This is a genomic window from Geotalea uraniireducens Rf4, assembly GCF_000016745.1.
Lineage (GTDB): Bacteria > Desulfobacterota > Desulfuromonadia > Geobacterales > Geobacteraceae > Geotalea > Geotalea uraniireducens.
The window spans coordinates 1,555,016-1,581,914 of sequence record NC_009483.1 but is presented as its reverse complement, the minus strand read 5'-3'; the positions used below and the strand labels follow the sequence as shown (position 1 = coordinate 1,581,914).

The following is a 26,899-nucleotide window of genomic DNA, read 5'->3' as shown; positions in this document are numbered from 1 at the left end:
GCGCCATTATCCTCGCTCCTTTTTCCTCGTTCCTCGCTCCTTTTTCCTCGCTCCTCGTTCCTTTTTCCTCGCTCCTCGTTCCTTTTTCCTCGTTCCTCGTTCCTCGCTCCTTTTTCCTCGTTCCTCAAAGAGTAAATTCCCAGGCGCACCAGTATTGATCCGGATGCGCATCCGGCGGACAGGCGATACACCGGGTCCTGATGCGCGGGTCGATGGTCCTGGCGAACTCCGCGTACTCGACGATTCCCACCGTCTTGCACGGGAAGTCGGCGAGCCCCTTGCGCCTGCGAGCCGACTGGACACGGCAATCCACCATGCGGAACACCACCCGGCTGTCGCTCTGTTCCATGACGTCCTGGAGGTTCAGCCGCGCATAGAGGCGGTGCTTGAGGCATTCCACCAGGGCAGGGATGCCGCCGCCGGGCTTCATGCCGAGGCGTTCCATGATCCGCTTTGCCTCGATGACGGTGAACTTCTCCCAGGCGGCCCGGTCGGCGGCAATGGCCTCGTCCATGCCGTGGACGCTCTCCACTGCCTGGAACCAGAGCCCGTCGTGGGCCAGCCAGTTTTTCGCGTCATCAATGATGATCTTTATCAACTCTCCCTTGCCCAGGCCGGAGAGCAGCTGGACCCCCTCATCCCCCGCCATCTCCGTCGCTATCGCATATCCATGCAATTCTGCATCACCCATGGCCCCCCCTCGTCCACCATTGTTTAATTTCTCTGCCTGCAACTGCCGAAAAATTCCCCGCGCCGCAGCGCGGGGTAATATATGCTGTCAATCTCAGTAGTATCCGGTAGAAAATTGCACTGACTCTCCAAGCCATAAAAACCTGCACATTGCACCCTCCCCCAACCCCTCCCATCAAGGGAGGGGAGCTTTAAAGTCCCCTCGCCCCTTGTGGACCCAAATTGCGGGCCTAAAGGAGAGGGCTAGGGTGAGGGGGGGAGTGTGGATGGAAAAACCTAACCGTACAGTACTGGTCAATCTACCTTCCGGGCGCGAAATTTCGGCCAGATCGGCGTCTCCCGCAGGATCTCCTCGGAGGCCATAAACATCGCTACGCCACACAAGCAGCCCCGAAGACTTACGCAGCCAGGGCGAAAAAGGCTCGTTTCCTTAATGATCGGTCGCCTTGGCTATGCCGATGCCCGTAATCTGCCGCACCTCGATCTCGTCGAACATTTCTTCGGCCCGCCGGTCGCGGAAGAGGAGGCAACCGAAGATGGCGGCGAGGAAACCGAGGGGCACGGAGACGATGCCCGGATTCTTGAGCGGAAAGAGAGGCGCCTTCAGCCCGACCATGGAGGTCCCACCGTTGTTCTTCGCGAAGTCCTTGCGCGACTTGTCCAGGGCCGTCAGCTCCTTGTCGGCCAGAACGGCCCCCTCGGCCTGTTTTTTCTCCAGGGTCACAATGATCTTTCCGGCATCGTCAGCGATCTTCTGCGGATAGGTCATGACCGGCGACACCACCACGAGACCCAGGGCCGTAATGGTCCCCACCAGCAGGGCGGAAATGATGCCGGCCGTATTGAAGCGGCGCCAGAAGAGCGAGAGGATGACCGCCGGGAAATTTCCCGATGCCGCCACGGCAAAGGCCAGGGCTACCAGGGCGACAACGTTCTCCTTCTCGGCCATAAGCCCCATGATGATAGCGGCTATCCCGACACAGAGAGAGGTAATGCGGGCCACCTTGACCTGCAGGTGCTGATCGGCCTTTCCGTCCTTGATGATGTTCACGTACACATCGTGGGCAATGGCGGCGGAAGCGGCCAGAACCAGGCCGGAAACAACCGCCAGGATGGTGGCGAAGGCCACGGCGCAGATGAATGCCAGGAACATGTCGCCACCAATGGAGCCTGCGCCGCCCCCCAGTTTCTGGGCCAGCAGCAACGTCGCCATGTTGCCGCCCTTGTCAACGGAGCTGATCAGTTGCGGGGTCAGGTAGAGCGCAGCGCCGAAACCTATGAGATTGATGAGGAAGAAAAATGTGCCGTTGATAAAAAGGGCGATGACGATGGATTTCCGTGCCTCTTTTGCATTGGGAACGGTGAAAAAGCGCATCAGGATATGGGGCAGGCCGGCTGCGCCCAACGCCCAGGCAATGCCGAGGGAGATCTGGTCAAGTGGATTCTTCAGGAACAGCCCCGGCTCCAGAAAGCGCTGCCCGTAGTCGACGCCCGGCTTCGGCAGCGCATCCTTGAGGACGTTCATCCTCACGTGGTCCTGGATGAGCTGGTTATTGACGATATCCGAGAAAAATCCGAACGGGTTGAGGCCCGCCTTGAACATGACCAGGAGGGCAAGAAGGACGGTGCCCGACATGAGCAGACCGGCCTTGATGATCTGTACCCAGGTGGTGGCCTTCATGCCGCCGAAGACAACATAGCCCACCATCAGGACGCCGACACCGATGACCGAGAAACGGTAGGGAATGTCCAGCAGCACCTGCATCAGCTTGCCGGCCCCGACCATCTGGGCGATCAGGTAGAAGAGCGACACCGTGACCGTGGAAAGCGCTGCCACGGCCCGCACCGGCTTTGCCGAGGCGCGGAAGGAGAGGATGTCGCCCAGGGTGTATTTGCCTGCGTTGCGGCACGGTTCCGCCACCACCAGCAGGATGGCGATGAACGAGAACATGGGGCCGACCGCGTACATGAAACCGTCGATGCCGTAGAGCGAGATCAGGCCGGACATGCCGAGGAACGAGGCGGCCGACATGTAGTCGCCGGCAATGGCCCAGCCGTTCTGAAGCCCGGTAATCCCTCCGCCTGCGGTGTAGAAGTCGGCAGCCGACTTGGTCTGCTTGGCTGCCCAGATTACGACGCAGAGCGTGATGCCGATGATCGCCATGAACATGGTAATGGTGATGGACCGGTTGGGCCGGACCTTTTCCTGGAGAGCCGGTGCTGCGGGAACGGCCGCTTTTGCTGCGGGAGCCGCTTGCGCTGCAGGTACTGCCTGACTCTGCACCGGCGCTGCGGCAGTCGTTGCCGATTGGGGCGCCTGCTTCGGCGGTTCGGCGGCGAGTCCCGGCATGGTCAAAAAAAGCATGAGCATCGTTGCTGACAGTGCTTTGGTAAACATGTATCACCTCCTTATTGAATTTCACTGACGAGTTCATCGGTCAAACGGTCGAATTCGCTGTTGGCGACCTTTGTATAGTAGATCGCCACAAAGAACGACATGACGAATTGGGACAGGATGAACAGGTAACCGAAGTTGATGACGCCGATTATTTTGATTTTGAACAAATCGGGAACATAGCCGGAGAGGAGCGGCAACGAGAAGTAATAAATCGAAGATGCGATCCACCAGCCGAAGAGAAATGTCCTTTTCTTGCTCTTTAATTGCAGATACTTGGAATTTCGTGCTATCTCACCCCAGTCGTACTTTCGTTCTGCCATGGTTTGTGCTCCTTTACCGATAAATTTGACCCCGCGCCGATCCGCATCCCATTACATCATCGATAGGTTAGCCGATATTCAGTCACCCCCCCCTTTTCCAGTTACATTCCTCAGAAAACTCTGGGCAAGCCCCACTGCCGAAAGCCCCAGACTGTACCCCCCGCTGATGGCGTCGCATACCACCAGTTCGCGCTTCTCCAGAATGGCCAACAACCTGGTCACCTTGTTCCGGCTCAAACCCAGCTTATGAGCAAGGTACGAAACGGTGAGGTTGTGCGTCTCTTCCGCCAGGGTTTCAAGCAGATCAAGTGCATTTACCACACTCTGCACCTGGTACGGACTCGTACTGTTGCACTTCCGGCTTGCGTTTGCGCCAGGTGAACACATGCATCAATCCCAGTTGTCAATTTTCATGGTTCCTTTTTCAGCAAGCTTCTGCTGCATCTTGAAGACCTTGAAGAGCATGTGCGGCTCATGGCCGACATTCCGTTCAAAACACTCGCGCCTGGCCCGCTCGAAATAGTCCTGCATGATCGGCTTGTAATCGGAGTGAACGCACTTGTCGACTATTTCCTTCGCCCTCTCCCGCGGGCAGAGGCCGCGCAGGTCGGCCAGCCCCTGCTCGGTGACCAGTACGTCCAGGTCATGCTCGGTGTGATCCACATGGGGAACCATCGGCACGACGCAGGTGATGCCGGTCGGGTCGCTCTTGCTCGGACGGGTGGAGGGTGTATGCATGATGGAGAGATAGGCATTGCGGAGGAAGTCGCCGGAGCCGCCGATGCCGTTGATCATCCGGGTGCCCCCGACCAAAGTGGAGTTGGCGTGGCCGTAGATATCGAATTCGACCGGGGTGTTCATGGCGATGACACCAAGGCGGCGGATCGCCTCAGGATGGTTGCTGAACTGTATGGGGCGGAGCACCACCCGGCTGGTGTACTTTTCCCAGTCGGCATAGAGACGTTTGAATCCGTCAACCGACAGGGAAAGGGAGGTGGAGGAAGCGAAATCGAGCTTGCCGGAATCGAAGAAGTCGAGCATGGTATCCTGGAGAACCTCGGTCCAGACCTTGACGTTGGCAAAGGGTCCCTTTACCATACCGCCGACCACGGCATTGGCGATGTTCCCCACCCCCGACTGGAGGGGCAGCAAATTTTTCGGCAGGCGGCCTGCCTTTACCTCGAACTGGAAAAAGTCGAGGATGTTGGCTGCGATCTGTTCCGAGATCTCGTCCGGCGGAGAGAGGGGGCGGCCGTTATCCGGCATCCGCGATTCGACGATGGCGACGATCTTGTCAGGGTCGCACGGCACATGGAGGGAACCGACCCGGTCGTCGACCCGTGTGACCAGATAGGGTTTTTTGAAAGGGGGGCGCTCGGTCATGACGATGTCGTGGAGCCCCTCGAAGGACGGGATTGCGGTATTGATCTCGATGATCAGCTTATCCGCGTTCTGGATGACTTCAGGGGCGACACCGATGGAGCCTGCCAGGATGATCCCGCCGTCCTCGGTGATGCCGCTCGCCTCGATCAGACCGAGATCGAACCTGCCGCCATTATCCTTGGTGTAAAAGCCGTAAGCCAGGTCCTGGGCGTATAGCGACAGGTGCTTGTCCCCCATGCGCACCGTACCGTCATTGACCTGTTTCTGGATCACCTTGCCGGTCTGGTAGGGCCAGCGCTTATCGGTCATCTGCAGGCTCGCCCAGCGGTCCTCGACTTCGCCGCCGATGGAGGCACCGATGAAGAGGTTGAAGCGCATCTTCCCTTGCAGGCCGTTCTTCTCCACATGGTCCGCCAGCGCAGCGGGAACCACCTTCGGATAGCCGACCGGCGTAAAGCCTGACCAGCCCAGGTCCATGCCGTTCTTGAAAAACGGGACGGTATCCTCAGCGCTCATGATCCTTGCATGGAGACTGGTCTTTCTGATCCTCTTGCGTAGCTCGCCCATATAAACCTCCGTTCTGTTATATTCCAGCTATCACCTATAACGCCAAGTGCGGTTATGCATTTCAGCCAACAATCCCGACCTTACTAACATTCATTAACACCAAGATTATCATTATAATAAAACACTGAATTACAACTCAGTCAGCAGGCATCAATTATGCGGCAAACTATGTGCGGAATATGATCACAAACGGCCACTACAACATTAACACCAACCAATACGCCGCACATCACACTAACGTGCATGTCAAATCGCAAAACAGCAGCCATCCAATCGCCCTACTTGTTGCCACCACAGTTCAAGTAGTTACGCCGCTTGCTACTACATTTGTCACCTGTAGAAATAAAATATCCGCAGTTTACGTTTATGTCAAGCGCAAATAAAACATTTTTTTACTTGCACCAAAACATCCACGACCCGGACATCCACACCAACAACAACGAGCGAATCAAGCCCAGCTTAAACATTGACAAAGGCTCAAATACAATCTATCCTGACTTATCTTACGTAAAGGTGAATCCATGAACACATTAAGAGGCGATGAAGTAGCAGAATCGATTGGCGATGTGGCAAAATCGCTGGGACTGACAACCAGGACTCTCCGTTACTGGGAGGAAGTGGGCATCATAGAATCCGTCGAACGAACGGATGGCGGGACCAGGGGGTATACCCCCTATTACGTCAGGCGGATCAAGTTCATCATGAAACTGAAAGATCTTGGTCTGACCATAAAGGAGATGCAGGATTTATACATAGCCTACGGCGATGCCAAGCAAACCGAAAAAATGATCCCGCGCCTGATCGAAGTATTGGACATGCACATTAACAAGGTTGACGAGAAGATGGCTAAACTGGCGTTGTTGCGAAAAGAGATTGTCGACTACCGACAGAAGATGGTCGAGCGCTTCAATGTCAGCCGGGGATAATTGCCGCACCCCACTTTCCCGCTCTACCAACGGTCGCTTTTTTATGGAAAGCGACCGTTTTCTTTTGCATCAGCCTACATAAGCGCCCGCTTCTGCGCCGTAAATAACCCCTTGCAAATTGCTGTAGCGGATGCTACACAGAAACCATGAAATGGTATAAAAAACTCTTTACCCCACTCTCTGCTTTAATCGGTATCCAGCTGGTATGGATACTGCTCGTCATATTCTGGATCTACTGGTTCCTCGGCCGCAACAGGGAATTCCGGGACCTGGCACAGCGCTACAAGCCGGAACTGATCAGCCACGGGCTTAACTGGCTGGTGCTCGTGGAAGGGCTCCTGATGCTCCTGCTCATCCTGGCAGGGGTCTACGTCATCTTTCTCTACTGGCGGCGTCAGGCAAAGCTCTATCAGCAGCAGCGGAGCTTCATGTCCCAGTTGACCCATGAGCTGAAATCCCCCCTCGCCTCCATCCAGCTCCATCTGGAAACCATCAAACTGCGTAACCCACCACGGGAAAAGCTGGATAATTTCCTCGACACCATGCTGTCGGACACCGGGCGGCTCAACAATCTCATCAGCAACCTTCTGATGGCCACCCGCATCGAATACCGGCAACTGGCAGTGGAACTAAAGACCATTGATTTCTCCGCCTTCGTCAAGGAATACATGGAAAGGAAACGGAGCGAGCTTCCCGAGGGGGGAAGGCTCACCATCGAAACTGAAGACGCCCTCATGGCGGAAATCGACAGCGAAGGAATGGAAATGGCGCTGCGCAATCTCTTCGAGAACGCGCTCCTCTACTCGCCCGCTTCCCCCGACATCCGGGTAACCATGAAAAAGAGCGGCAAAAACTGCCTGCTCACCTTTCAGGACAACGGCAAGGGATTGGACAAAAACGATCTGGACAGGATTTTCAACATGTTCTACCGTGTGCGGACTCCGGGTGAAAACATCCGCGGCACCGGCCTGGGGCTCTACATCGTCAAGTCGGTGATCAACTCCCACGGGGGAAAAATAACCGTCACCAGCAAGGGACTGGGGACAGGGTGTACATTCCACATCACCCTCCCGCTCGCAGATCCTCTTGCAGACAGGGGCATATGCGCATGAACGAAGACAAACCGCACATCCTCCTGGTTGAAGACGAAATCCACCTGGCTCGGGGGATCTGCTTCAACCTGGAACTGGAAAATTACCGGGTGAGTCATGTGGAAACCGGGGAAGACGCCTTGGAACGGGTCAGATACGAACGCTTCGACCTCATCATCCTCGACGTGATGCTGCCGGGGATTGATGGTTTTGCCGTCTGCCGTGAAATCCGGCAGCTCGATGCGAGGGTGCCGGTGCTGATGTTGACGGCCCGCTCGGACGAGCGTGACCGGATCGCCGGTCTTACCGGCGGGGCTGACGATTACCTGACCAAACCGTTCAATCTCAATGAATTCCTGCTGCGGGTGGGGGGCATGCTGCGCCGTTCGGCCTGGTACCGGCCGGAGCCGGTTGAAGAAGGTTACCGCTTCGGCGACAACGATGTATTTCTCCTCTCCTACCGGGCCAAAACGCCCCAGGGGGAGATCGACCTGACCGATCTGGAAGTGAAGATGCTGTCCCTGTTTTTCCAGAAGGAAGGGGAAGCGATACCGCGCAAAACTCTGCTGGAAAGCGTCTGGGGCTATTCCTCCGATGCCGAGACACGGACCCTCGACAACTTTATCGTCCGGCTGCGAAAATATTTCGAGCCGGACCCGGCAAAACCGGTCTACTTCCAGACGGTGCGGGGGGTGGGGTACAGGTTTTCGCGCGAAGCGCGAGGACAAAGGAACGAGGACAAAGAATAGAGGAACGAGGACAAAGGTTAAAGGAACGGGGAGTTGGGGACGAAATCGGGTAGGAGGCGGGATTGCTCCCGCCGTCCTCCCACACCACCGTGCGTACGGTTCCGTACACGGCGGTTCATGAAGTACGTTGAAGTCGGTGAAGCTGGTCTATGAGTGATACCAGCCCCAGTTTGTCGAAGTAGAATTTCGGAACAGCTTTGTTCATATGCGCGGCCCCTGCATTCCACCAGGGGCCGCGGCCGTTTGTGGCCGACCGCCATGCAGTTGCCTCCGATAATCCCCGCCGCATCAGTTTCTTTGCTCGCGTCTTGGGGCGCTTCCACTGCTTCCAGAGAATGCGACGCAGTTTACGTCTCAGCCATCCGTCCAGTTCCTCGAAGATGCCTTTTACTTCCGCGTACCGAAAGTAGTTTAACCAACCCCTAAGTTTCGGGGTTGTCTCTTCAACGGTGGTTTGGATGTTCTGACCCCTTCCCCGCCTAAAGATCGTCTTGAGGTTGGCCTTGAGCCTGGCAGCCGCTTTCTTGGCCACGGTAAGCCGCGGTTTGCGGTGCCGGGTCATGCTGTAACTCAGAAACGACCTTTTCCACGGACGGTCAACCGCGCTTTTGCCCTGGTTGACCGTGAGCTTGAGCCGCTCGGACAGGTAGCCGGTAATTGAGGCCATGACACGCTCGCCGCTTCTCCTCGTTGCAACATAGATATTTGCGTCGTCGGCATAGCGGCAGAACTTATGGCCCCTTCTTTCCAGTTTCTTGTCCAGTTCGTCGAGGAGGATGTTGGACAGCAGCGGCGAGAGAGGCCCGCCTTGCGGCGTGCCTTCCAACCGGGGTGACGTCACTCCTCCTTCAAGTATCCCTGCCTTAAGGTAGCTGTCGATAAGGGACAGCACCAGACGGTCTCCAACCTTGCGTTTCACCAGCGACATAAGGGTGTCGTGGTGGACTCGGTCGAAAAATTTCTCAAGGTCAATGTCAACCACCCACCTAAGGCCGCTCTCTACATACTTCCGAGCTGCCTTGATCGCTTGATGGGCGCTCCGTCCAGGGCGAAACCCGTGGGAACTTATGGAGAAACCAGGGTCGAACAGCGGGCTCAAAACTTGATGCACCGCCTGCTGAATGAGTCGGTCAAGGACGGTGGGAATTCCCAGCATCCGTGTGCCGCCTCCCGGTTTGGGAATTTCTACTTTCCGCACCGGTTGCGGGTGATACGTTCCCGTCAGCAGTTCTTCTCTGATGCGCGGCCATTCCTCCTGTAGGTAGCCCTTCAGGGCCGTTACCGGCATGTTATCGACGCCGGGCGCTCCCTTGTTGCGCATTACCCGTGAGTATGCCGCCATCATGTTGCCGCGACTGACGATCTTCTCCATCAGTCCCGTTGCCGCTTCCGGCCAGTGAGCTGCTTTCCTTCCCGTGACGTTTGCCGCACCTCTCCCTTTCTCTCGCGGTTTCCAACCGCTACCCTCCGGGCTGGCGCCGGGTATCCCAACCCGGCCTTCTGCTGCTCCTGTCGTCATCGAAACTCAAGGCTCCTGTCCGCTTACTTCAAGTTCGGCCCTTTGTCGGTCGGTTATTCCGACTCGTATGGCCTCTGCTGACTTCTGCCAACCCATCCCGGCACCTCTCGATGCCGGTAGCACAAGGCAGGTTGACAGACCTCCCAGGGTAATGCGCGTGACCTTCATCCCATATACCCGCCGCATCTACTTCCACATCTTTCTGGATGGTTATCGGGCTTTGAATCTGTTTGCCTTCTCGCCCAGATGTGGCTGCCTCATATGCGATTCCTGTTCGTCGGGCCAGGACTTTGCCTACAGCTTCCTTCAGATTCCGGGTCGCCCCGGACACCCTTGCTGTTCAGCTATCGGTTCCCACCATCAGGGTCCGAAGAGGACTTTCACCTCCAAGTCACCAATCAGGCACCATACCCAATTGGATGGCGCTTACGCGCCACGCGCCATGCCTGGCGCACAAAACAATAAAAAGGCCGGTGAAATTTCACCGGCCTTTCTTATTCAGGGTTTTACCTCGATCCTCGATCCTCGATCCTCGATCCTCGATCCTCGATCCTCGATCCTCGGACCTCGGACCTCGGACCTCGCGCCTGCCGTTAAATTCCTGCCTTTTCCCTGATGATGGAAACCTTGTCGGTGCGCTCCCAGGTGAATTCAGGCAGTTCGCGGCCGAAGTGGCCGTAAGCGGCAGTCTTTTTGTAGATCGGACGGAGCAGGTCAAGCTGCTCGATGATGGCGCGGGGGCGGAGGTCGAAGACTTCGCGGACAATCTGGGCGATCCTTGCAGAAGGAATCTTGCCGGTGCCGGAAGTATCGACCATGACGGAAACAGGCTCTGCAACGCCGATGGCGTATGCCACCTGTACTTCGCACTTTTCGCAGAGACCGGCGGCAACCAGGTTCTTGGCCACGTAACGCCCCATGTATGCGGCGGAACGGTCCACCTTGGAGGGGTCTTTGCCGGAGAATGCACCGCCGCCGTGGGCGCCGTGCCCGCCGTAGCTATCAACGATGATCTTGCGGCCGGTAAGACCGCAGTCCCCCATCGGCCCGCCGATGACGAACCGGCCGGTCGGGTTGATAAGGAAACGGGTCTTGGCGTCCATCAATTCCTCAGGGATGATCTTCTTCACGACCTCTTCGATGATCCCTTCCTTGATGGTTTCGTATGAAACCTCGGGGGTATGCTGGGAAGAGATGACCACGGTATCCACATGCACGGGCCTGTCGTTGATGTACTGGATGGAAACCTGGGACTTGGAATCCGGGCGAAGGAAGTCCAGCACGCCGCTCTTTCTGACGTCGGCAAGCTTCTTCACCAGCTTGTGGGAGAGCAGGATCGACATCGGCATCAACTCCGGCGTCTCATTGCAGGCGTAGCCGAACATGAGCCCCTGGTCACCGGCCCCCTGCTCCTTGAACAGCCCTTCGCCTTCGGTAACCCCTTGAGCGATGTCCGGAGATTGCTTGTCGATGGAGGTAAGCACTGCGCAGGTTTCCCAGTCGAAGCCCATGGCCGAGTCGTTGTAGCCGATTTCCTTGATGGTCTCACGGACGATCTTCGGATAATCGACGATGGCGTTGGTGGTGATTTCCCCGGCAACAACCGTCATGCCGGTGGTCACCAAGGTTTCGCAGGCAACCCGCGATTTGGGGTCCTGGGTAAGAATAGCGTCAAGAATAGCATCGGAAACCTGGTCGGCAACCTTGTCGGGATGGCCTTCGGAGACAGACTCAGATGTAAAGATAAAATCCTTCATTTCCATCTTATTAATCCTCCTCAATATGGTAATGACGTGCAAAATGTTAAAAAAGACTTTGAATTTTATAGTCGGCAAAATTGTTTGTCAACAAATAATAACGGCCGCAGGATTTCCCGCGGCCGTCACTACTCATAACTCACCACTCACTATTCAACGATTGTCATAGACTTGATGAACACAGGCTCAACCGGCACGTCCGAGTGACCACCCTTCGACCCCGTCTTCACCTCTTTAATGGCGTCCACCACTTCCATTCCTTCAATTACCTGCCCAAACACGGCATATCCGAACAGATCGGGGCTTTTCCCCTTGTAGTCGAGGAAAGAGTTATCCACGACATTGATGAAGAACTGGGATGTTGCGCTGTCCACCACGCTGGTCCTGGCCATGGCAAGGGTGCCGCGCTTATTGGAAAGGCCGTTGGCTGCCTCGTTCTTGATGGCGAATTTGGTCTTCTTCGGCTGCATGTCCACGTCCAGCCCGCCACCTTGAACCATGAAGGTCTTGATAACCCGGTGGAAGATCAGACCATCGTAATAGCCTTCCTTCACATACGAGAGGAAGTTGCGCACGGAAATGGGCGCCTTGTCCTTGAACAGCTCGATTTTTACGGTTCCCATGGAAGTTTCCATCAGGACCTGGGGGTTTTGTTCGTCACTCATCCGTTATTCTCCTTTTCAGATAATAATCGTTCACTTCTACCACAAAATCAGGCAAAGGAGAACTGTTTTTCGCCAACCGACGCCACTCCTTGAAAAAGCCGCCGCTTCGGGTACAATGGTTTCTCATCATGGATTAACAGGTGAAAAACAGAGTATTTCAGGGAGACACATATGAAAAACACCAAAACCATGCTTGCAACGCTCACTGCAGGAATCATTTTCATCGGCATCAGCTCAAGCCCGGCGCAGACAATGGAAATGCCGCCAACAATGATGCACGGTATCGAGGAAATGATGATGGGGCAGCACCAGGCAAAAGTAGGACAGTTCGCCCCGGACTTCAGCCTGGAGGCGGTGGTCGGCACCGAAGCGGGCAAGGAATTCAGAAAGATCAGTCTCTCCGACTACCGCGGCAAGTGGCTGGTGCTCTTCTTCTATCCGCTCGACTTCACTTTTGTCTGCCCGACGGAAATCAAGGGATTCAACGATGCGCTCGATGCCTTCAAAAAACTGGATGCAGAAGTGCTGGGTGCTTCGGTGGACAGCAAGTTTTCCCATTTGGCATGGATCAAGCGCGGCGACCTGGGCAACCTGAAATACCCGCTCCTCTCCGATTTTAAAAAGGAGGTAAGCGAGCGTTACGGCATTCTCGACAATAAGGAAGGGGTGGCGTTGCGCGGCCTGTTCATCATCGATCCGCAAGGAGTTTTGCAGTACCAGGTGGTGCATAACCTGGATGTGGGAAGAAGCGTCGAGGAAACCCTGCGGGTGCTGGAAGCACTGCAGACCGGCTCCCTCTGCCCGCTCGGCTGGAAACCGGGGCAAAAGACCCTGGGGAAATAGCGTATTTCCCCATCCGGGAAAACATCTAACCTCTCTTTGAGAGCTTGCAGACAATACAGGAATGTCCCCGAAATTGTTGACTGCCATACACCTTCCACCGTCTACACATTTGCTATCGGCTCCCTTTGCGCCTATACTCTTGCACAAATCAGAAAAAAGGAGAAGCCGCCATGCTCACCATGCAAGACATCAAAGGCCACTACATTTTCACCGACGAGGATGCGGAACTGCTTAAATCGCTGCAGCCGCTGGCTGAAGCCAACAAAGAGCGGATGTCCAGCGAGTTCTATGACTTTCTCCTGGAGATACCGGACACCGCCGAATTTCTCAAGGACGACCAGTTGCTGCAGCATCAACACATCATCCAACAGGAGTGGTTCGTCAGCCTCTTCTCGGGCATTTACGACAACAGCTACTATCACACCTTGCAGCGGATCGGCCAGGCACACGTACGGATCGGCCTCAACCCCCATTTCGTCAACGCCGCCATGAACGTGGTCCGCCGGTTCCTCATAGAACTGCTCCAGGAGACCTTCCCCGTCTTATCAGATCGGCGTAAGTATCGCAATGCCGTGGAAAAAATAATCGACATCAACCTGGACATCATCAGCGCCTCCTACCAGCAGGAAGAGTTGAAAAAGGTGTTCCTCTCCCACCGCCTGGAATCGAAGCTGATCATGGCAGCGGAACGGTTCACCTACGGCCTCAACCTTATCCTGGTGCTGGCCCTCGTCGGCGTATCACTGTCGGTGGTAGGCCTGTTCGTCTGGGACATTGTTCACATCTTCAGGGGGAATGTTGAAAAAGGGATTCTCGGCGCGCTCGGCACGTTGTTGATTATCTGGATGATGATTGAGCTCATGGATAATGAGATCAAGACACTCAAGGGGGGAAGCTTCAACATCCTGGTCTTCATCGGCGTCATCATCGTCGCGCTGATCAGGGAGATACTCATCTCCACCCTGCGCCATGACGCCCTGGAAACCCAGATATTTCTGGCAGGCACCCTGCTCATTCTCGGTATCGTCTACTACCTGGTCGCCAAAAGCCAGCACGAACGCACCCGATGATGAGCAAAAAAGGGGGTATACCTGTCAAGCGTATACCCCCTCCGAACCTTCATGCTCTGATTTTCAGTTAAACCTGCCCCGCCACTATTCCCTTACTTTTTTTTGTAGCTGCTCATTTTTTCAGCTGCCAGAAGGACGGCCGACGGAGATTCTTCATAGGTTTTCTTTTGCGCGGTATTTCTGTGTCTGCCGAGCACCTGGATTATCTCGATCAACAGGGGGAGATCGTCCTTGTGCACAAGCCTCAATGCCCGTACAAGTTCGCGCCCCGTTTCCTCGCTGACCAGGTAGCGCAGCTCGGACGAGGAAATGTCGCTGACGGCAGCGACTGCCTCGTCCTGGAAAAAGGAAGCTACCGGGACGGAGAGGGCTTCGCTGATCTTCAGCAGGATTTTCAGCGATGGAAGCTGCTCCCCTCGCTCTATCTTGCCGATATATGTATAATCCAGACCGCCGCTGACCCTGACCGCCAACTCCTTCTGGGTAAGGCTCCTCTCCATCCGCAATCTTTTCAGACGGCTACCGATTTCTAGCTTCAAGCGCAACTCCAATCCCCTTGTTTTCTTAAACAAATTGCAACTCTGTATAACGCTATTTCCTGGTGATGTCAATTGCATTGCCCAAATATGACTATTCGTCATATTTGTCTTGACAATATAGATTATTTATCTTATTTGTTAAGAAAATCAAAGGGGATGAACATGGATAAACTCCGGATATTAAGAAGCGTTGAACAGGCAATCCTCCAGCATCTGGAGGCTGATGAGATTAGAATGTACCTCCTTCTTCTGGCGACCAGCAGGGAAAACGGAGAGGGAATAATCAGCTACAAGTCCATCAGAAAGGCATTCGGCTCATATTTCCATGCAGACAGAATGCTGAATGTCTGCCGGGATCTGCGGAAACGTGGATTGATCGAGGCTTCATTCCCGCCGCTCGATGAATTAACAGAGCAGGATTTTGCATTGAATTATCGAATAGTGCCGGCAAGGTAAATAATTCCGATTTCAAATCAAGGATGAAATCAAAGGCGGCGAGGAGTAAGGCAACGAAGGCGTGCAGATAGTACGGCCAACGAAGCGCACTGATCTGGAATTGGAATAAGGAGAAAACATGGAAGACGGCGGCATCCTGTTGGTTGACGACGACATAATCACCCTCAACCTGCTCAGTGAATGTTTCAGGCAGTCGGGAATGAGAGTCCATTGCGCGGAAAATGGTGAAGACGCGTTGCAGATGATGCAAGAAAGCACTTTTGTGCTGATGTTGACCGATCTCCAAATGCCGGGGATGAACGGTTTAGAGCTGGCCAGAAAGGCACGGGAGCTGGCCCCCGACCTGCACATCGTCATGTGCACAGGCGCATTGACCCGGGAGGTCTGCGAACTGGCCAGAAAGGCCGGCATAGCAAAGGTGCTGCGCAAGCCTTACGTCTTTTTGGAAATACTGGCCATTGCCAGGGGGGATATTAAGTCAGGGTAACCTGCCACTTTACCCTCGACCTCACCAATAAACCCCTTCCGTTTGTTTTTTGTCAAATTTATATTGCTATAATGTCAATATGACATTGTAGTCTTATCAATTATGACATATTTGCCCAGAGAAGTGGACTTCGTCATTGAGGCGGGGAACAGATGCATGGCGATTGAGGTGAAATCAGCGGCGCAATACCTACCCCAGCATCGCCTTTATGCGCGCGAAGGAATCATGCGCCATTTTGTCCGCTTCCTCCTCGGTCAGCACCTTGGCCGCCGCCCCCTTCTGCTCGTTCAAGAGATGCCCCGGTATCTCTTCGAGAAAGCGGCTCGGCACCCGCTCCTGGAGCTTGCCGTATTTCTTCCGCTGGAGGCAGCGGGTCATGATCAGGTGCTTCCTGGCACGCGTGATCCCCACGTAACAGAGGCGGCGCTCCTCGTCCACGGTGAAATCCTCGTAGATCGAGCGCTTGTGCGGCAGGATCTCCTCCTCCATCCCGACCAGGAACACGTAGGGGAATTCCAGCCCCTTGCTGGAATGGAGCGACATGAGGGTCACCGCGTCCCGGCCGTGCTCCTTCTTGTCCTTGCCGGAGAAGCGGTCCTCGTCCATGAGCGACACCTTTTCCAGGAAACCGGACAGGGTCGGCTTCGGAATCCGCTCCTCGTAGGCGGCCATGGAGTTAATAATCTGCTCGACGTTTTCCACCTTGCGCCTGGCCAGGGCCGGATCGTCGATGGTCCGGTAGAGCTCGTCCTCAAGGCCTAACTGCTTGAAGAGCCGCCGCCCCTTTTCCGCCAGATCACCCTCGCCGCTGAATTCCTCGACAGCCCCTTGCAGCAGGCGGTAAAAGTCCTGCACCCTGTTCCGCGTCGCCTCGACAATCCCTTCGATCTCATTGACCCGTCCGAAGGCCTCCAGGAGCGGGCACCCCTGCTCCATGGACCACTGGTTGATCTTTACCACCGTGCTGTCGCCGATCCCCCGCCGGGGAAAGTTGACGATGCGCAAGAGGGCGATCTCGTCGTTGGAATTGCCGATCACCTTCAGGTAGGAGATGGCATCCTTGACCTCCTTGCGCTCGTAGAACTGCATGCCGCCGATGAGCACGTAGGGAATATCCTCGAAACGGAGCTGTTCTTCGAAGGGCCGGCTCTGGGCGTTGGTCCGGTAGAGGATGGCAAAGTCGCTATAGGCAAGGTTGTGTTTGAATCGCTCCATCTGCATCCGCTCTACCACTGTGGTCGCCTCTTCTTCATCGTCCTGCATCACGATCAGGTCGAGGGGGCGGCCGCTGCCGGAAGCCGTCCAGAGGCGCTTTTCCTTCCGCTTGGCGTTGTGGCCGATGACGTGGTTGGCTGCCTCAAGGATGTTGCCGGTGGAGCGGTAGTTCTGTTCCAGCTTGACGACCCGGCACTCCTTGAAATCCTTCTCGAAATCGAGGATGTTCCCCACATCGGCGCCGCGCCAGCCGTAGATGCTTTGATCGTCGTCCCCCACCACGCAAAGATTGCCGTAGCCGCCCGCCAGGAGGTTGACCAGCAGGTACTGGGAGGCGTTGGTGTCCTGGTATTCGTCCACCATGACGTAGCGGAACCGCTCCTGCCAGTGCTGGAGCACCTCGGGATGGTTCTGCAACAAGTCCGCGGTAAGCATGATGATGTCATCGAAATCAATGGCATTGAACGCCTTCAGCGCCGACTGGTAGCGAGGATAGACCTCGGCGGCCATGAGCTCGTACTCGTCGCCAAAACGGGGGGTGAAGCGGTCGGGGGGAATCAGCTTGTTCTTTGCCGCGGAGATCTTCCAGATGATGCTGTCTGCGTCGTACTTCTTGCCGTCGATGTTCACCTCGCGCATGATCTGCTTGACGAGGCCGATCTGGTCGGAGGTTGAGTAGATGGAAAAGTTGCGCTTGTACCCCAGGAGCTCGATGTTCCGGCGCAGGATGCGCACCCCGAGGGAATGGAAGGTGGAGATGATGATCCCCTTGCACGCCTGCCTGCCGACCAGTGAATCCACCCGCTCCCGCATCTCCTTGGCCGCCTTGTTGGTGAAGGTGACCGCCAGGATGTTCATCGCCGGCACCTTCTTGTTCAGGAGCAGGTGGGCGATGCGGTAGGTAATCACCCCGGTCTTCCCCGAGCCGGCCCCGGCCAGGACGAGGAGCGCCCCTTCCGTATGTTTCACAGCCGCCAGTTGCTGGGGGTTGAGGGTGGATAAGTTGAGCATGGTTCATTCACTCCGAAAAATCGAATCAAGACGCAAAACAGCCGGGTTTTTGGCCCGGCTGTTCAGTGATAGCAGAGGTAAGGAAGGAAATCAAGAAGGCTATATCCATGCCAAAGGGAAAGTACTGTCAGCGCCATCCTATCCCGCCGGCACGGGTAATGCAGACGCTAAAATACCGGGTCAGCAAACCCCCTTGCTGTTGAAATAAAGTCCGTATTTCTGGTCCGCCCCCTGGATATGCTTGACCAGCCACTCCTTGAGGAATGTCATCACATCCTGGGAAAGAGGCGCATTCCCATCCAGAAACTTCTTCTGGATGTCACCTACCTGGCCAACGAGGTTGGCGTGGGCCTTTTTCTGATCCTCGTAACCGGGATAACCATAAGTCTTCATCAGCGATTCTTCGTTGGCGAAATGGGTCTTGGTATAGGAAACGAGGGCGTTCAACACATCACCGACGACCTGCTTCCCCTGGCCGACCTTCATGGCGTCGTGGAGCTGGTTGATCATCTCAACGAGCTTCTTGTGCTGTTCATCCATCTGCTTAACCTTCACGCTGTAGCTGTCGTTCCATGTAATCAAGGCCATACATCATCCTCCTAATGAGATTGAACGTCACCTACCTCTTCGGCCTTTTCCCGGTAAAGTTTAGATATTTTACTTTAAAGTTGCACTAGGAGCCTGTCGGACTTAGGGATGAATCTACTGCGAGAATGGCAAATCGGTCCATATCTCCGTAAATTTTCGACGAATAGGTCCACTATTCGCTCTCAAATTTCCGGAAATCTGTCCTCGATTTTCCATCCTCTCGCTACGATTCCCTAAGTCCGACAGACTCCTAGTGTTTCCGCCGGCAGAAACAGTTGCTGCAGTCGTCCTTCAGTGCTGATGAATCCATATCTTTCGTAAAAATTCTTTGCGCTTTCGTTCTTAGCGTCGACAACCAATCAGGCCAGTAATCCTGAACATCCTGTTCATCCCTGCCAATTGAGGGTCCGGGTCTCTGTGGTGAGGTTTGCTGAAATAGCCTGCACTCTTGACATCTCGTACCGTTTGCAGTAGTTTGTTGCCCTTAATTGGATTTTGTTATGCATTCCGGGGTGCGGATGTTTTTTATCTGAGTGGATAAAGGGTGAGTAAGGGCCGCTTGTGCCGGGCTAATGCCGGGACAGTGGCCTTTTTTATTTCGGGAGAAGGTAAAAGTTGGCGGGGAGAGGTATGGGAAAAGCAGGGAGAATGGCTTGGTCATTCGTCTCGGGTTTTATCAAGATACAGTTCGGAAATGCAATACATATATTGAGGAAGCGATGCTGAACAACAAGAGGATAGCGGTCGTTTTGCCGGCCTATAACGCAGCAAAAACACTTGAAATTACCTATAAGGAGATCCCCTTCGAGTTTGTCGATGATGTGATACTGGTCGATGACGCCAGTCGGGACGACACGGCCGAGGTGGCCCGGCGTCTCGGGATTCGGACCATCGTTCATGAAGAGAACAAGGGATACGGCGGAAACCAGAAGACCTGCTACAAAACGGCCCTCGACCTTGGCGCGGACATCGTGGTCATGCTTCACCCCGACTACCAGTATACCCCCAAGCTGATTACCGCCATGGCGTCCATGATTGCCTACGGCGAGTTCGATGCGGTGCTCGCCTCGCGCATCCTCGGCATAGGCGCGTTGAAGGGGGGGATGCCCTTTTACAAGTATGTTGCCAACCGGTTTCTCACCTTATTTGAAAACCTGATGCTCGGGCACAAACTCTCAGAGTATCATACCGGCTACCGGGCCTTCTCCCGGGAAATACTGGAAAAACTCCCCCTCGATGCGAACTCGGACGACTTCGTATTCGACAACCAGATGCTGGCGCAGATTGTCTGGTTCGGCTACCGTATCGGCGAAGTGAGCTGTCCCACCAAGTATTTTGAGGACGCCTCCTCCATAAACTTCCGGCGTAGCGTCATTTATGGGGTGGGGGTTGTGAAGACCGCCGTGCAGTTCAGGCTGAACAAGGCGGGACTCGTTTCCAGCCATATTTTCAGGAGGAAATGATGGGAAGGCGTTTCCTCGGGGGAGCTGTTAAAGCAACTCTCAGGTCAAGCGTTGAACATCAATAGCTTCAATTGCCTGTACTTTCAGGGGGCGACTAATTAAGAGGTGATGCGTAATGTTCTATGTAAGAAATAAAGAATTTATATTGAAATGCATAATGACTTTAATTGTTGTTTTTGTTGCATATATACGTCAACCAGAGATGCTCATCGAACCACGTTTTTGGGCTGAAGAAGGAACTAACTATTTCTCTTATGCATACAATCATACATGGTTGAATAATTTACTATCTCCACAATTCGGTTATAATACTCTCTATAACAGTATAGCTACATCTATTGCAATGATGGTTCCGCTTGATTATGCTCCTTACGTAACTACTTATCTAGCATTTTTTGTACAGGTATTTGTATCAAGTGTTGTTATTTGGTGGAATATTCCGATACTTAATACACTATTTAAGAAATTTGCCGTTGCACTTTTTATTCAAGTTTTAGCATATGCAAGAATTTGGGTTACTACAATAGGAGTCCAATACTGGCTTTGCATTCTCTCTTTTTTGATCTTACTTTATGACCATCATGCTAATAATCGTAAAGTGCTTATTGCTCAATACTATTTGCTGGCACTAAACGGTCTAACCGGTATCTTATCATGCGTTATGATACCAGCGTTTTTATTAAAGGCTATAAAAACAAAATCTAAACCGGTGATAATACATACTGCTATATTAATGGCCTGTTTATTGGTACAGATTAGTGTATTTACTTATTCACTAATAACGCATGAGTCTGGACTGTCACAACGTTTAGTATACTGCAGCCCGGTCTATATGATTAGCAAATTAATTAAATTTGAATTCTCTGCGCCTTTTCTAGGACTCTTTATATTTAACTTTCCATCAGTAATACAAATAGAGGCTGCCGTTCGTAATATAATGTCCACAGTTATTGGCCCATCGATATTATCTTATCAGTTTGACTTCATAGAAACCGGCTTTGGCTTATTAATAATTATCTATATCTCTATATTGTCATACAAAAAATTCAAACAACTTGATACCCAGATAATTATGTTGTCATTAGTCTTGGTTACAATAATATCAACATTGTTTTCCGTTAATATGTCCGGTGGACCTCGCTATACTTTTGCACCAAGTATAATGATTATGGTATTAATCGTTGGTGCTATCAACGATAAAACTATTTCTAAATTTTTTAGCTACGTTTCGGTTATTCTCGTTTTGATGTCATTATCTGTTTCATTTATTCAATATAGACCTGTGATGATGAACTTTTCGTATGATCCATCATGGCCAAAATGGAAGGAAGAGCTTAGCATTTGGAGAACAAACAATAATTATCCAATCAAAATCTGGCCGCCGCCATGGCAAATGAATTTACACAAGTAGAAATCATTGTAATTTCGTACTTGGAGCCAGAATATTGCCATTGAGAATGTGCGTTTTCTCCTAATAGGTGTCAGAAAGCAATGACCTTATCTCTGCCACCGGCCGCCTGGAGAACCGATGAAAAAATCTTCCAAAATACCAGGAAAGAACAAGATTCACCGCGAAAAACGTTCCTCGTCGCCTGAAACGGAAAACGACGACATCAGTCTGTGGCATGAGCCTTTCGTGCATGTCGTTTTCATTATTGCCGCTGGATTTTTCGTATACTTCAACACCGTCACAACCCCGTTCCTGTTTGACGATTATCTGTATTTGGTGAATAACCCTGCCATTAAAGATTTCAGCTATTTCGCCGATACAGACCGGATTCTTAATCTTGGAATTAATCCTGATATCAAAAACAACTTTATCCTGCGGCCTGTTTCCTACTTCACCTTCGCCCTGAACTACGCGCTCCACGGACTCGATGTTCGGGGGTACCATGTTGCAAACCTGATCATTCATATCGGAAACGCCCTGCTTGTCTATCTTCTGCTCTCTCTTTCGTTACAGACTCCTGCAATGGCTGCGGACGAACAGGAGAAAAGCGATTCTCCTGCGGTAAAATTGCGCTACCTGCCACTTTTCTGTGCTTTGCTTTTTGCCTGTCATCCGCTGCAAACCCAGGCGGTAACCTACATCATCCAACGATTCACTCCACTCGTCACCCTGTTTTATCTCGGCTCGCTGGTCCTGTATGTGAAAGGCAGGCTTGGCGCGACGACAACTGCCCGCACGGCCTGTTACGTAATTTCTGTTATCGCCGCGATTCTTGCCATGAAAACGAAGGAAAATGCCTTCACGCTCCCTGTCATTATTACCCTGTTCGAGTTTATCTTCTTTTACGGGAGCATCGGCAAGAGGATTGCCAGACTGGTTCCTTTTCTGTTAACCATGGCAATTATTCCCGTCGATCTCATGGAGTTATCATCCCTGGCAAAACCAGACGAATCCGACGCCATCATCGACTCGATAAACCTGGTTAATTTTCGCAGTGTATCCCCATGGGACTACCTGATGACCCAATTCGGCGTCATCACCACCTATCTCCGGTTGCTGGTTATGCCGATCGGGCAAAATTTCGATTATGATTACCCTCTCCAGAAAAACTTTTTCAGTTCCGCGGTACTGATGCCCCTCGGCTTCCTTCTGCTGATTCTGGGGACGGGCATATATGTACTTTACCGGTCAAGGGATCGTCGTCTTCCCGAACGTCATCTTTTCAAAATCATTGCCTTCGGTATTTGCTGGTTTTTCATCACCCTGTCGGTAGAGTCAAGCATCATTCCCATCGACGACCTTATCTTCGAGCACAGGGCATATCTCCCCTCCATAGGCTTTTTCATGTCAATCATTGCAGGGATCGCATCTCTCTACAGCCATCGTACGGGGAAATCTTTCTTTGCATCCAAAGTCGCGCTCAGAACACTGAGTGCCGTCATTTTGTGCCTCTCGGCAGCCGGCATGGCAAGAAATACGATATGGGCGGACAGTGTAACATTCTGGAGCGACGTAGCCAGAAAAAGCCCAAAAAAATCCAGGGTTCATACCAACTTGGGAATCGCCCTGTTCGAACAGGGAAAAACAGGGGCAGGGATTGAGGAATTTCGGACCGCAATAAGACTCAAACCAAGTGATACAAACGCACGTATCAACCTTGGGAAATCCCTGCTCATTCAAAAAATGTACGATGAAGCAGCCAGTGAGCTGTTGACTGCCGCGCGTTTGAATCCACATGATCCCGTTCCACATGTATTTCTCGGGCTGGTATATGAAGGCAAAGGAGAATTATCCAACGCACGGTGGGCATATCTTGCTGCAATAAAAATCTCGCCCGCTTCCCCGGATGCACACATACGCCTCGGAGAGCTTTATGCCAAGGAAGAAAAGATACAGGATGCCAAAAGGGAATATGAAGCGGCACTGCGCCTTTATCCTGACGAAATCATAAGAAAAAAGATTGTTGAGCTTAATCGCATGCAAGACAAGAGATGAAGACTTCAATATCCGTGACCTTCCTCCTTTAGGCCCTTTGGGTCCACATATCCGCCGCATCTACAGCCGCACCTGCCTGAATGGTATGGGGCTTCGAGCAATGCCTCATGTACGATTCCTGTTCGCTTACGCGCCACGCGCCATGCCTGGCGCACACACAAAAAAGCTGGCAGGGATTTGCGCCCCTGCCAGCTTTTTTACCGTTTTCCTCCCAGAGCGATCATCGCCACTGCAAAGCAGATGCTTCTACCATTTTTTACCGTGGCAGTTGTAGCAGCTCATCGTCTGCCCCTCGGAGGCCTGGTCGGTGCTGTGGCAGCTGACGCAGTTGCCGACGCCGTTTTTTTCCACGTAATCAGGGTGGCTGCTCTTCGGGTTAGTCCAGCCGAAGGAGTGACTGGTGCTGCTGCCGCTGCCGCCGGAATCACCGCCTCCAGTCGAAGGTGTATCCCATTTCTTACCGTGGCAGTTGTAGCAGCTCATCGTCTGCCCCTTTGAAGCCTGATCGATGCTGTGGCAGCTGACGCAGTTGCCGACGCCGTTTTTTTCCACGTAATCAGGGTGGCTGCTCTTCGGGTTAGTCCAGCCGAAGGAGTGACTGGTGCTGCTGCCGCTGCCGTTGCTGCTGCCGCTGCCGTTGCTGCTTCCGTTGTCGTTGTCGTTGTCATTGTCGTCGTCATCGTCACCCTTTTCGGCAGGACGGTAGATCACGTTGCGACTTACGCTACTGCTGTTGCCGGCCGTATCCCTGGCAGTGATGGTAATGGAATACTGTTTAGCCTTCGTGAAGGTGAGTTTTTGCGAAAAAGCGCCGTTAGTGACCTTAGGGGTATAGGTGCGGCCATTCATGGTGATTTTAACGGTAACTTTGCTTAACGCGTCAACGATGCTGCCCTTGAGGACCAGGCTCGAATTCCTGGTGGTAATGTCCTGATTGGGATAGGTCACCGCCAGAGTCATCTTGCCGCTGTCATAGGTTACTGTCCGCTTGGCGCTGGTAATGTTGCCTGCCAGGTCGGCAGCAGTGATAACGATGGTGTTGACGCCCGACACCAGATTGGCGGTGGCGGTAAAGTTGTTGCCGTTGATGATGGCGGCTTGCGGGCTGCCGTTGTTGTCTGTGACCGTAACCGTAGAGGTTTCGTTAATAGCGCCGGTCAGGGTAATGAACGCCTGGGCTGAGCTGCTGTTATCGGCCGGGGCCGAGACGGTGAGAACCGGTGCAGCTGGATCAAAGGTTATTGTACGGATATCAGTCTGCTTGTTGCCGGCCTTGTCGGTGGCGATAACCGTAACGGTATTGGCTCCGACTGCAAGGGTCAGGGCGGCGCTGAAGGACCCGTCGGGGTTGACAACAACTGCCTCGCCGTTAACGGTAACGGACTGGAGTCCGCCTGCATCGCTGGCATTGCCGCTGATGTTGAGAGTGGCTTTGTTGGTGTAGGCGCCATTTGCAAGGGCCGAGATGGTCAGGGTTGGTGGTGTGGTGTCAGCTGTAGTAATAGTTACTGTCACGCCGGCACTCTTGGCAAGTGAAACATTACCCGCTGCATCCTTGGCCCAGGCGTAAAACAGAGTAAGGCCGGAAGCTGTTGCGGTAACGCTCGCCGGTGCTGTTGCCGTCCAACCTGTTGCTGAGGCGGAAGGTGCCGTGGCACTCATCGTGACCAAGTAACCGATAACACCTACGTTATCCGTGGCGGTGAATACTGTGACCGGAACGGTGAGGCTGGTTGCGGTCGCCGGCAGGGTAAAGGCAGAAACTACCGGTGCAGCAGTGTCAGGCAGCGATATGCTCACGCTGGCGCTTTTGGAGAGCGACACATTACCCGCCGCATCCTTGGCCCAGGCATAGAACGTTGTCGTGCCGGCACCTGCGGCTGTGACGTTTGACTGGGCTGAAGCAGTCCAGCTGGTAGAAGCGGCAGAAGGAGCTGTAGCGCTCAGGGTGATCATGTAACCGGTAACGCCGACGTTGTCCGTTGCGGTAAATGCGGTAACCGGCACGTTCAGGCTGGTGGCGGTTGCAGGCAGGGTAAAGGTGCTTACAGTCGGTGCAGTGGTGTCGGCTGGTGCTGGTGGTGCGGCAACGGTGAATGAATTGGTGTTGACAGTCACCTCACTGTGGACATCCCCAGTCCCTGTGCCATCCTGGTTGCCAAAATAGGCCATCTTCCAGGTATAGCTGCCCGGCGTTGTTGGCGCCGATGCGGTCAGAGCCGCCGGGAACGTGGTTGAACCACCCATGCCGCTGGCGTTCCCGTTCGATACGGCAACTTGAGTGTTGTTCTGGTCATACAGAATGGCCCTGATCCAGCCGGTTCTGCTGCCGCCGCTGAGGGTTGCCGTTACCGTCTCCCCAGGTGCGTAGGAAGTCTTGTCGGTGACTGCTTTCAACGATGAATTCCCATGGTGATGACAGCCGTTGCAGGTGGCAACTGTTGGGGCTGCATGGCAGTTAACGCAGCCTCTGCTCGTGAAGTACGATGATTGTGCAGTCGCATCCGAAATCCACAACTGGCCGACTCCAAGCGCAATGGTGAAGAAGAATAGCACTAATACCTTACTGGAAATCTTCATATAAAATCTCCTTTGATTTCTGTTTGGTCTGCATCAGACCGTTTACTTGCTCACAAATTGCTTTCCAGCCGTTATGTCATGACTCCTTTCGTTGTTTGCTCGGAACATACCTTGATCGTCGTGAGCACTGCATGCTTTAACGCTTGTGAATGGCTTCTTGTTACGTGGGTGCGCACAGCAGATTTTGTGCACAAAAAATGTGGAGGTTGTATACGTGGGATATTTCGGCAACCGGGCTGCCTGTCTCCTGGAGACCTGTAGCTTTCCGCTCCTCCTCACGGAAGGTTTAGCATTATTGCCTATTTACGGCGAGCTCTGCCGCTTATTTCTTATGTATCGTACTATACATGATCTTCGTAGGTCAAGTAATTTTGTATCCAATCTGTTACCGTGATGTTATCAAGCAAGCCTCGCCTCGCTGCGTATCAACCTATATCCGGAATATTTAAACTTGTTTTGGCCTTTAAAGTGGTCTACATTATGGCTTATAAATAAATCCAAATAAGGAGCCATCACATGAAAACCATTTCGATCAAAAACGATATAATTCCAATTGCCGAGTTTAAGACAGGCATCTCCAAGTGGTTCAAAAGTCTTCAGAAATCTGGACATCCCTTGATTATTACGCAGAATGGAAAGCCGGCCGGAGTACTATTGTCACCGGATGACTATGACGATTTGGTGTACAAAAAATCTTTTCTTGATTCTGTTGGCAGAGGAATATCAGATGCCGAAAGTGGAAGGACATACAACACTGATGAAATCAAAGCGGCTCTAGCTGCAAGAAGAAGCAAGGAATAATCCGGAATGAAAATAAAATGGACAAATGAAGCTCTTGAACAATTAATCGAAATTGAAGAATTTATTTCAAAAGACAGCCCAGAAAGAACGGCAGTTTTTGTCGATCAGCTAATTGAACATGCCGAAGATTCTTTGCCTGATAATCCTCGGATGGGCAGGACTGTACTTGAAATAGCCAATCCCGACATAAGAGAGTTGATATTCAGGAAATATCGAATTGTTTACAGGCTAACAGCGTTGTCCGGTTTGGTTTGTGCATCAAGGTTGTTAAGCCCCATTAGGGGCGTTCGAATGTAGCCGGGGGATTCATCCCCCGGATGAGATGCTATATTTCCC

At 53.1% G+C, this 26,899-nt stretch carries 24 protein-coding genes; 12 read left to right on the top strand and 12 right to left on the bottom strand.

Annotated features, from left to right (window positions below):
• Window positions 1–124: 124 nt before the first annotated feature.
• The 5 genes from GURA_RS06820 to GURA_RS06800 all read right to left on the bottom strand — a co-directional run bounded on the left by GURA_RS06820 (window position 125) and on the right by GURA_RS06800 (window position 5,358).
• Window positions 125–691, bottom strand: coding sequence for a DUF6125 family protein (locus tag GURA_RS06820; RefSeq protein WP_011938259.1), 567 nt, complete (start codon window positions 689–691; stop codon window positions 125–127).
• Window positions 692–1,120: 429 nt separating this feature from the next.
• On the bottom strand, window positions 1,121–3,088 hold the full coding sequence (locus GURA_RS06815; protein ID WP_011938258.1) for a solute symporter family protein: 1,968 nt from the start codon (window positions 3,086–3,088) through the stop codon (window positions 1,121–1,123).
• A gap of 11 nt (window positions 3,089–3,099) precedes the next feature.
• Window positions 3,100–3,408, bottom strand: coding sequence for a DUF485 domain-containing protein (locus GURA_RS06810; protein ID WP_011938257.1), 309 nt, complete (start codon window positions 3,406–3,408; stop codon window positions 3,100–3,102).
• Between the two features lie 78 nt (window positions 3,409–3,486).
• A complete protein-coding gene (locus GURA_RS06805; RefSeq protein WP_041245315.1) occupies window positions 3,487–3,729 on the bottom strand; it encodes a helix-turn-helix domain-containing protein in 243 nt (80 codons plus the stop codon).
• Window positions 3,730–3,798: 69 nt separating this feature from the next.
• Complete coding sequence (locus tag GURA_RS06800) at window positions 3,799–5,358, bottom strand: acetyl-CoA hydrolase/transferase C-terminal domain-containing protein (protein WP_011938255.1); 1,560 nt, start codon at window positions 5,356–5,358, stop codon at window positions 3,799–3,801.
• Window positions 5,359–5,879: 521 nt separating this feature from the next.
• Here GURA_RS06800 and GURA_RS06795 point away from each other — a divergent pair.
• The 3 genes from GURA_RS06795 to GURA_RS06785 all read left to right on the top strand — a co-directional run bounded on the left by GURA_RS06795 (window position 5,880) and on the right by GURA_RS06785 (window position 8,124).
• A complete protein-coding gene (locus GURA_RS06795) occupies window positions 5,880–6,284 on the top strand; it encodes a MerR family transcriptional regulator (RefSeq protein ID WP_011938254.1) in 405 nt (134 codons plus the stop codon).
• A 146-nt stretch (window positions 6,285–6,430) separates the two neighbouring features.
• Window positions 6,431–7,396 (top strand): sensor histidine kinase, encoded by a 966-nt coding sequence (locus tag GURA_RS06790; protein ID WP_011938253.1) that lies wholly within the window; start codon window positions 6,431–6,433, stop codon window positions 7,394–7,396.
• Window positions 7,393–8,124: a response regulator transcription factor gene (locus GURA_RS06785; protein WP_011938252.1), complete on the top strand. Its 732-nt coding sequence runs from the start codon at window positions 7,393–7,395 to the stop codon at window positions 8,122–8,124. The genes GURA_RS06790 and GURA_RS06785 overlap by 4 nt, the downstream gene beginning before the upstream one ends.
• A 115-nt stretch (window positions 8,125–8,239) precedes the next feature.
• Here the strand turns inward: GURA_RS06785 and ltrA are convergent, their stop codons facing one another.
• The 3 genes from ltrA to GURA_RS06770 form a co-directional block, all read right to left on the bottom strand.
• The gene (gene ltrA, locus GURA_RS06780; RefSeq protein ID WP_011937128.1) at window positions 8,240–9,643 is read right to left on the bottom strand and encodes a group II intron reverse transcriptase/maturase; all 1,404 of its coding nucleotides are present in this window, start codon (window positions 9,641–9,643) and stop codon (window positions 8,240–8,242) included.
• Between the two features lie 593 nt (window positions 9,644–10,236).
• Window positions 10,237–11,406: a methionine adenosyltransferase gene (metK, locus tag GURA_RS06775; protein WP_011938251.1), complete on the bottom strand. Its 1,170-nt coding sequence runs from the start codon at window positions 11,404–11,406 to the stop codon at window positions 10,237–10,239.
• Between the two features lie 143 nt (window positions 11,407–11,549).
• Window positions 11,550–12,065: a peptidylprolyl isomerase gene (locus GURA_RS06770; RefSeq protein ID WP_011938250.1), complete on the bottom strand. Its 516-nt coding sequence runs from the start codon at window positions 12,063–12,065 to the stop codon at window positions 11,550–11,552.
• 297 nt (window positions 12,066–12,362) lie between these two features.
• Here GURA_RS06770 and GURA_RS06765 point away from each other — a divergent pair, with 297 nt between their 5' ends.
• Both GURA_RS06765 and GURA_RS06760 read left to right on the top strand, forming a co-directional pair.
• A complete protein-coding gene (locus GURA_RS06765; RefSeq protein ID WP_041245809.1) occupies window positions 12,363–12,908 on the top strand; it encodes a peroxiredoxin in 546 nt (181 codons plus the stop codon).
• A 170-nt stretch (window positions 12,909–13,078) separates the two neighbouring features.
• A complete protein-coding gene (locus GURA_RS06760) occupies window positions 13,079–13,978 on the top strand; it encodes a protoglobin domain-containing protein (RefSeq protein WP_011938248.1) in 900 nt (299 codons plus the stop codon).
• Between the two features lie 92 nt (window positions 13,979–14,070).
• Here the strand turns inward: GURA_RS06760 and GURA_RS06755 are convergent, their stop codons facing one another.
• On the bottom strand, window positions 14,071–14,517 hold the full coding sequence (locus GURA_RS06755; RefSeq protein WP_041245808.1) for a helix-turn-helix transcriptional regulator: 447 nt from the start codon (window positions 14,515–14,517) through the stop codon (window positions 14,071–14,073).
• A gap of 162 nt (window positions 14,518–14,679) precedes the next feature.
• Between GURA_RS06755 and GURA_RS06750 the strand changes: the two genes are divergently transcribed.
• Window positions 14,680–14,973, top strand: a complete 294-nt coding sequence (locus GURA_RS06750; protein WP_011938246.1) for a hypothetical protein — start codon at window positions 14,680–14,682, stop codon at window positions 14,971–14,973.
• Window positions 14,974–15,091: 118 nt separating this feature from the next.
• A complete protein-coding gene (locus GURA_RS06745) occupies window positions 15,092–15,460 on the top strand; it encodes a response regulator (RefSeq protein WP_011938245.1) in 369 nt (122 codons plus the stop codon).
• Between the two features lie 189 nt (window positions 15,461–15,649).
• Here the strand turns inward: GURA_RS06745 and GURA_RS06740 are convergent, their stop codons facing one another.
• Window positions 15,650–17,686, bottom strand: coding sequence for an ATP-dependent helicase (locus GURA_RS06740; RefSeq protein ID WP_011938244.1), 2,037 nt, complete (start codon window positions 17,684–17,686; stop codon window positions 15,650–15,652).
• A gap of 180 nt (window positions 17,687–17,866) precedes the next feature.
• Complete coding sequence (locus tag GURA_RS06735) at window positions 17,867–18,274, bottom strand: bacteriohemerythrin (RefSeq protein WP_011938243.1); 408 nt, start codon at window positions 18,272–18,274, stop codon at window positions 17,867–17,869.
• A gap of 719 nt (window positions 18,275–18,993) precedes the next feature.
• Between GURA_RS06735 and GURA_RS06730 the strand changes: the two genes are divergently transcribed.
• The 3 genes from GURA_RS06730 to GURA_RS06720 all read left to right on the top strand — a co-directional run bounded on the left by GURA_RS06730 (window position 18,994) and on the right by GURA_RS06720 (window position 23,182).
• Complete coding sequence (locus GURA_RS06730) at window positions 18,994–19,737, top strand: glycosyltransferase family 2 protein (RefSeq protein WP_011938242.1); 744 nt, start codon at window positions 18,994–18,996, stop codon at window positions 19,735–19,737.
• Window positions 19,738–19,852: 115 nt separating this feature from the next.
• The gene (locus tag GURA_RS06725; RefSeq protein WP_011938241.1) at window positions 19,853–21,148 is read left to right on the top strand and encodes a hypothetical protein; all 1,296 of its coding nucleotides are present in this window, start codon (window positions 19,853–19,855) and stop codon (window positions 21,146–21,148) included.
• A gap of 117 nt (window positions 21,149–21,265) precedes the next feature.
• Entirely contained in the window at window positions 21,266–23,182 is a 1,917-nt protein-coding gene (locus GURA_RS06720; protein WP_011938240.1) for a tetratricopeptide repeat protein, read from the top strand.
• A gap of 246 nt (window positions 23,183–23,428) precedes the next feature.
• Here GURA_RS06720 and GURA_RS06715 read toward each other — a convergent pair whose 3' ends face one another.
• Complete coding sequence (locus tag GURA_RS06715) at window positions 23,429–25,762, bottom strand: hypothetical protein (protein ID WP_011938239.1); 2,334 nt, start codon at window positions 25,760–25,762, stop codon at window positions 23,429–23,431.
• Window positions 25,763–26,278: 516 nt separating this feature from the next.
• On the opposite strand from GURA_RS06715, the gene GURA_RS06710 reads away from it, so the two are divergent.
• Together GURA_RS06710 and GURA_RS06705 are read left to right on the top strand one after the other, a co-directional pair.
• Complete coding sequence (locus GURA_RS06710; protein ID WP_011938238.1) at window positions 26,279–26,563, top strand: type II toxin-antitoxin system Phd/YefM family antitoxin; 285 nt, start codon at window positions 26,279–26,281, stop codon at window positions 26,561–26,563.
• A gap of 6 nt (window positions 26,564–26,569) precedes the next feature.
• On the top strand, window positions 26,570–26,860 hold the full coding sequence (locus GURA_RS06705; RefSeq protein WP_011938237.1) for a type II toxin-antitoxin system RelE/ParE family toxin: 291 nt from the start codon (window positions 26,570–26,572) through the stop codon (window positions 26,858–26,860).
• Window positions 26,861–26,899: the final 39 nt, after the last annotated feature.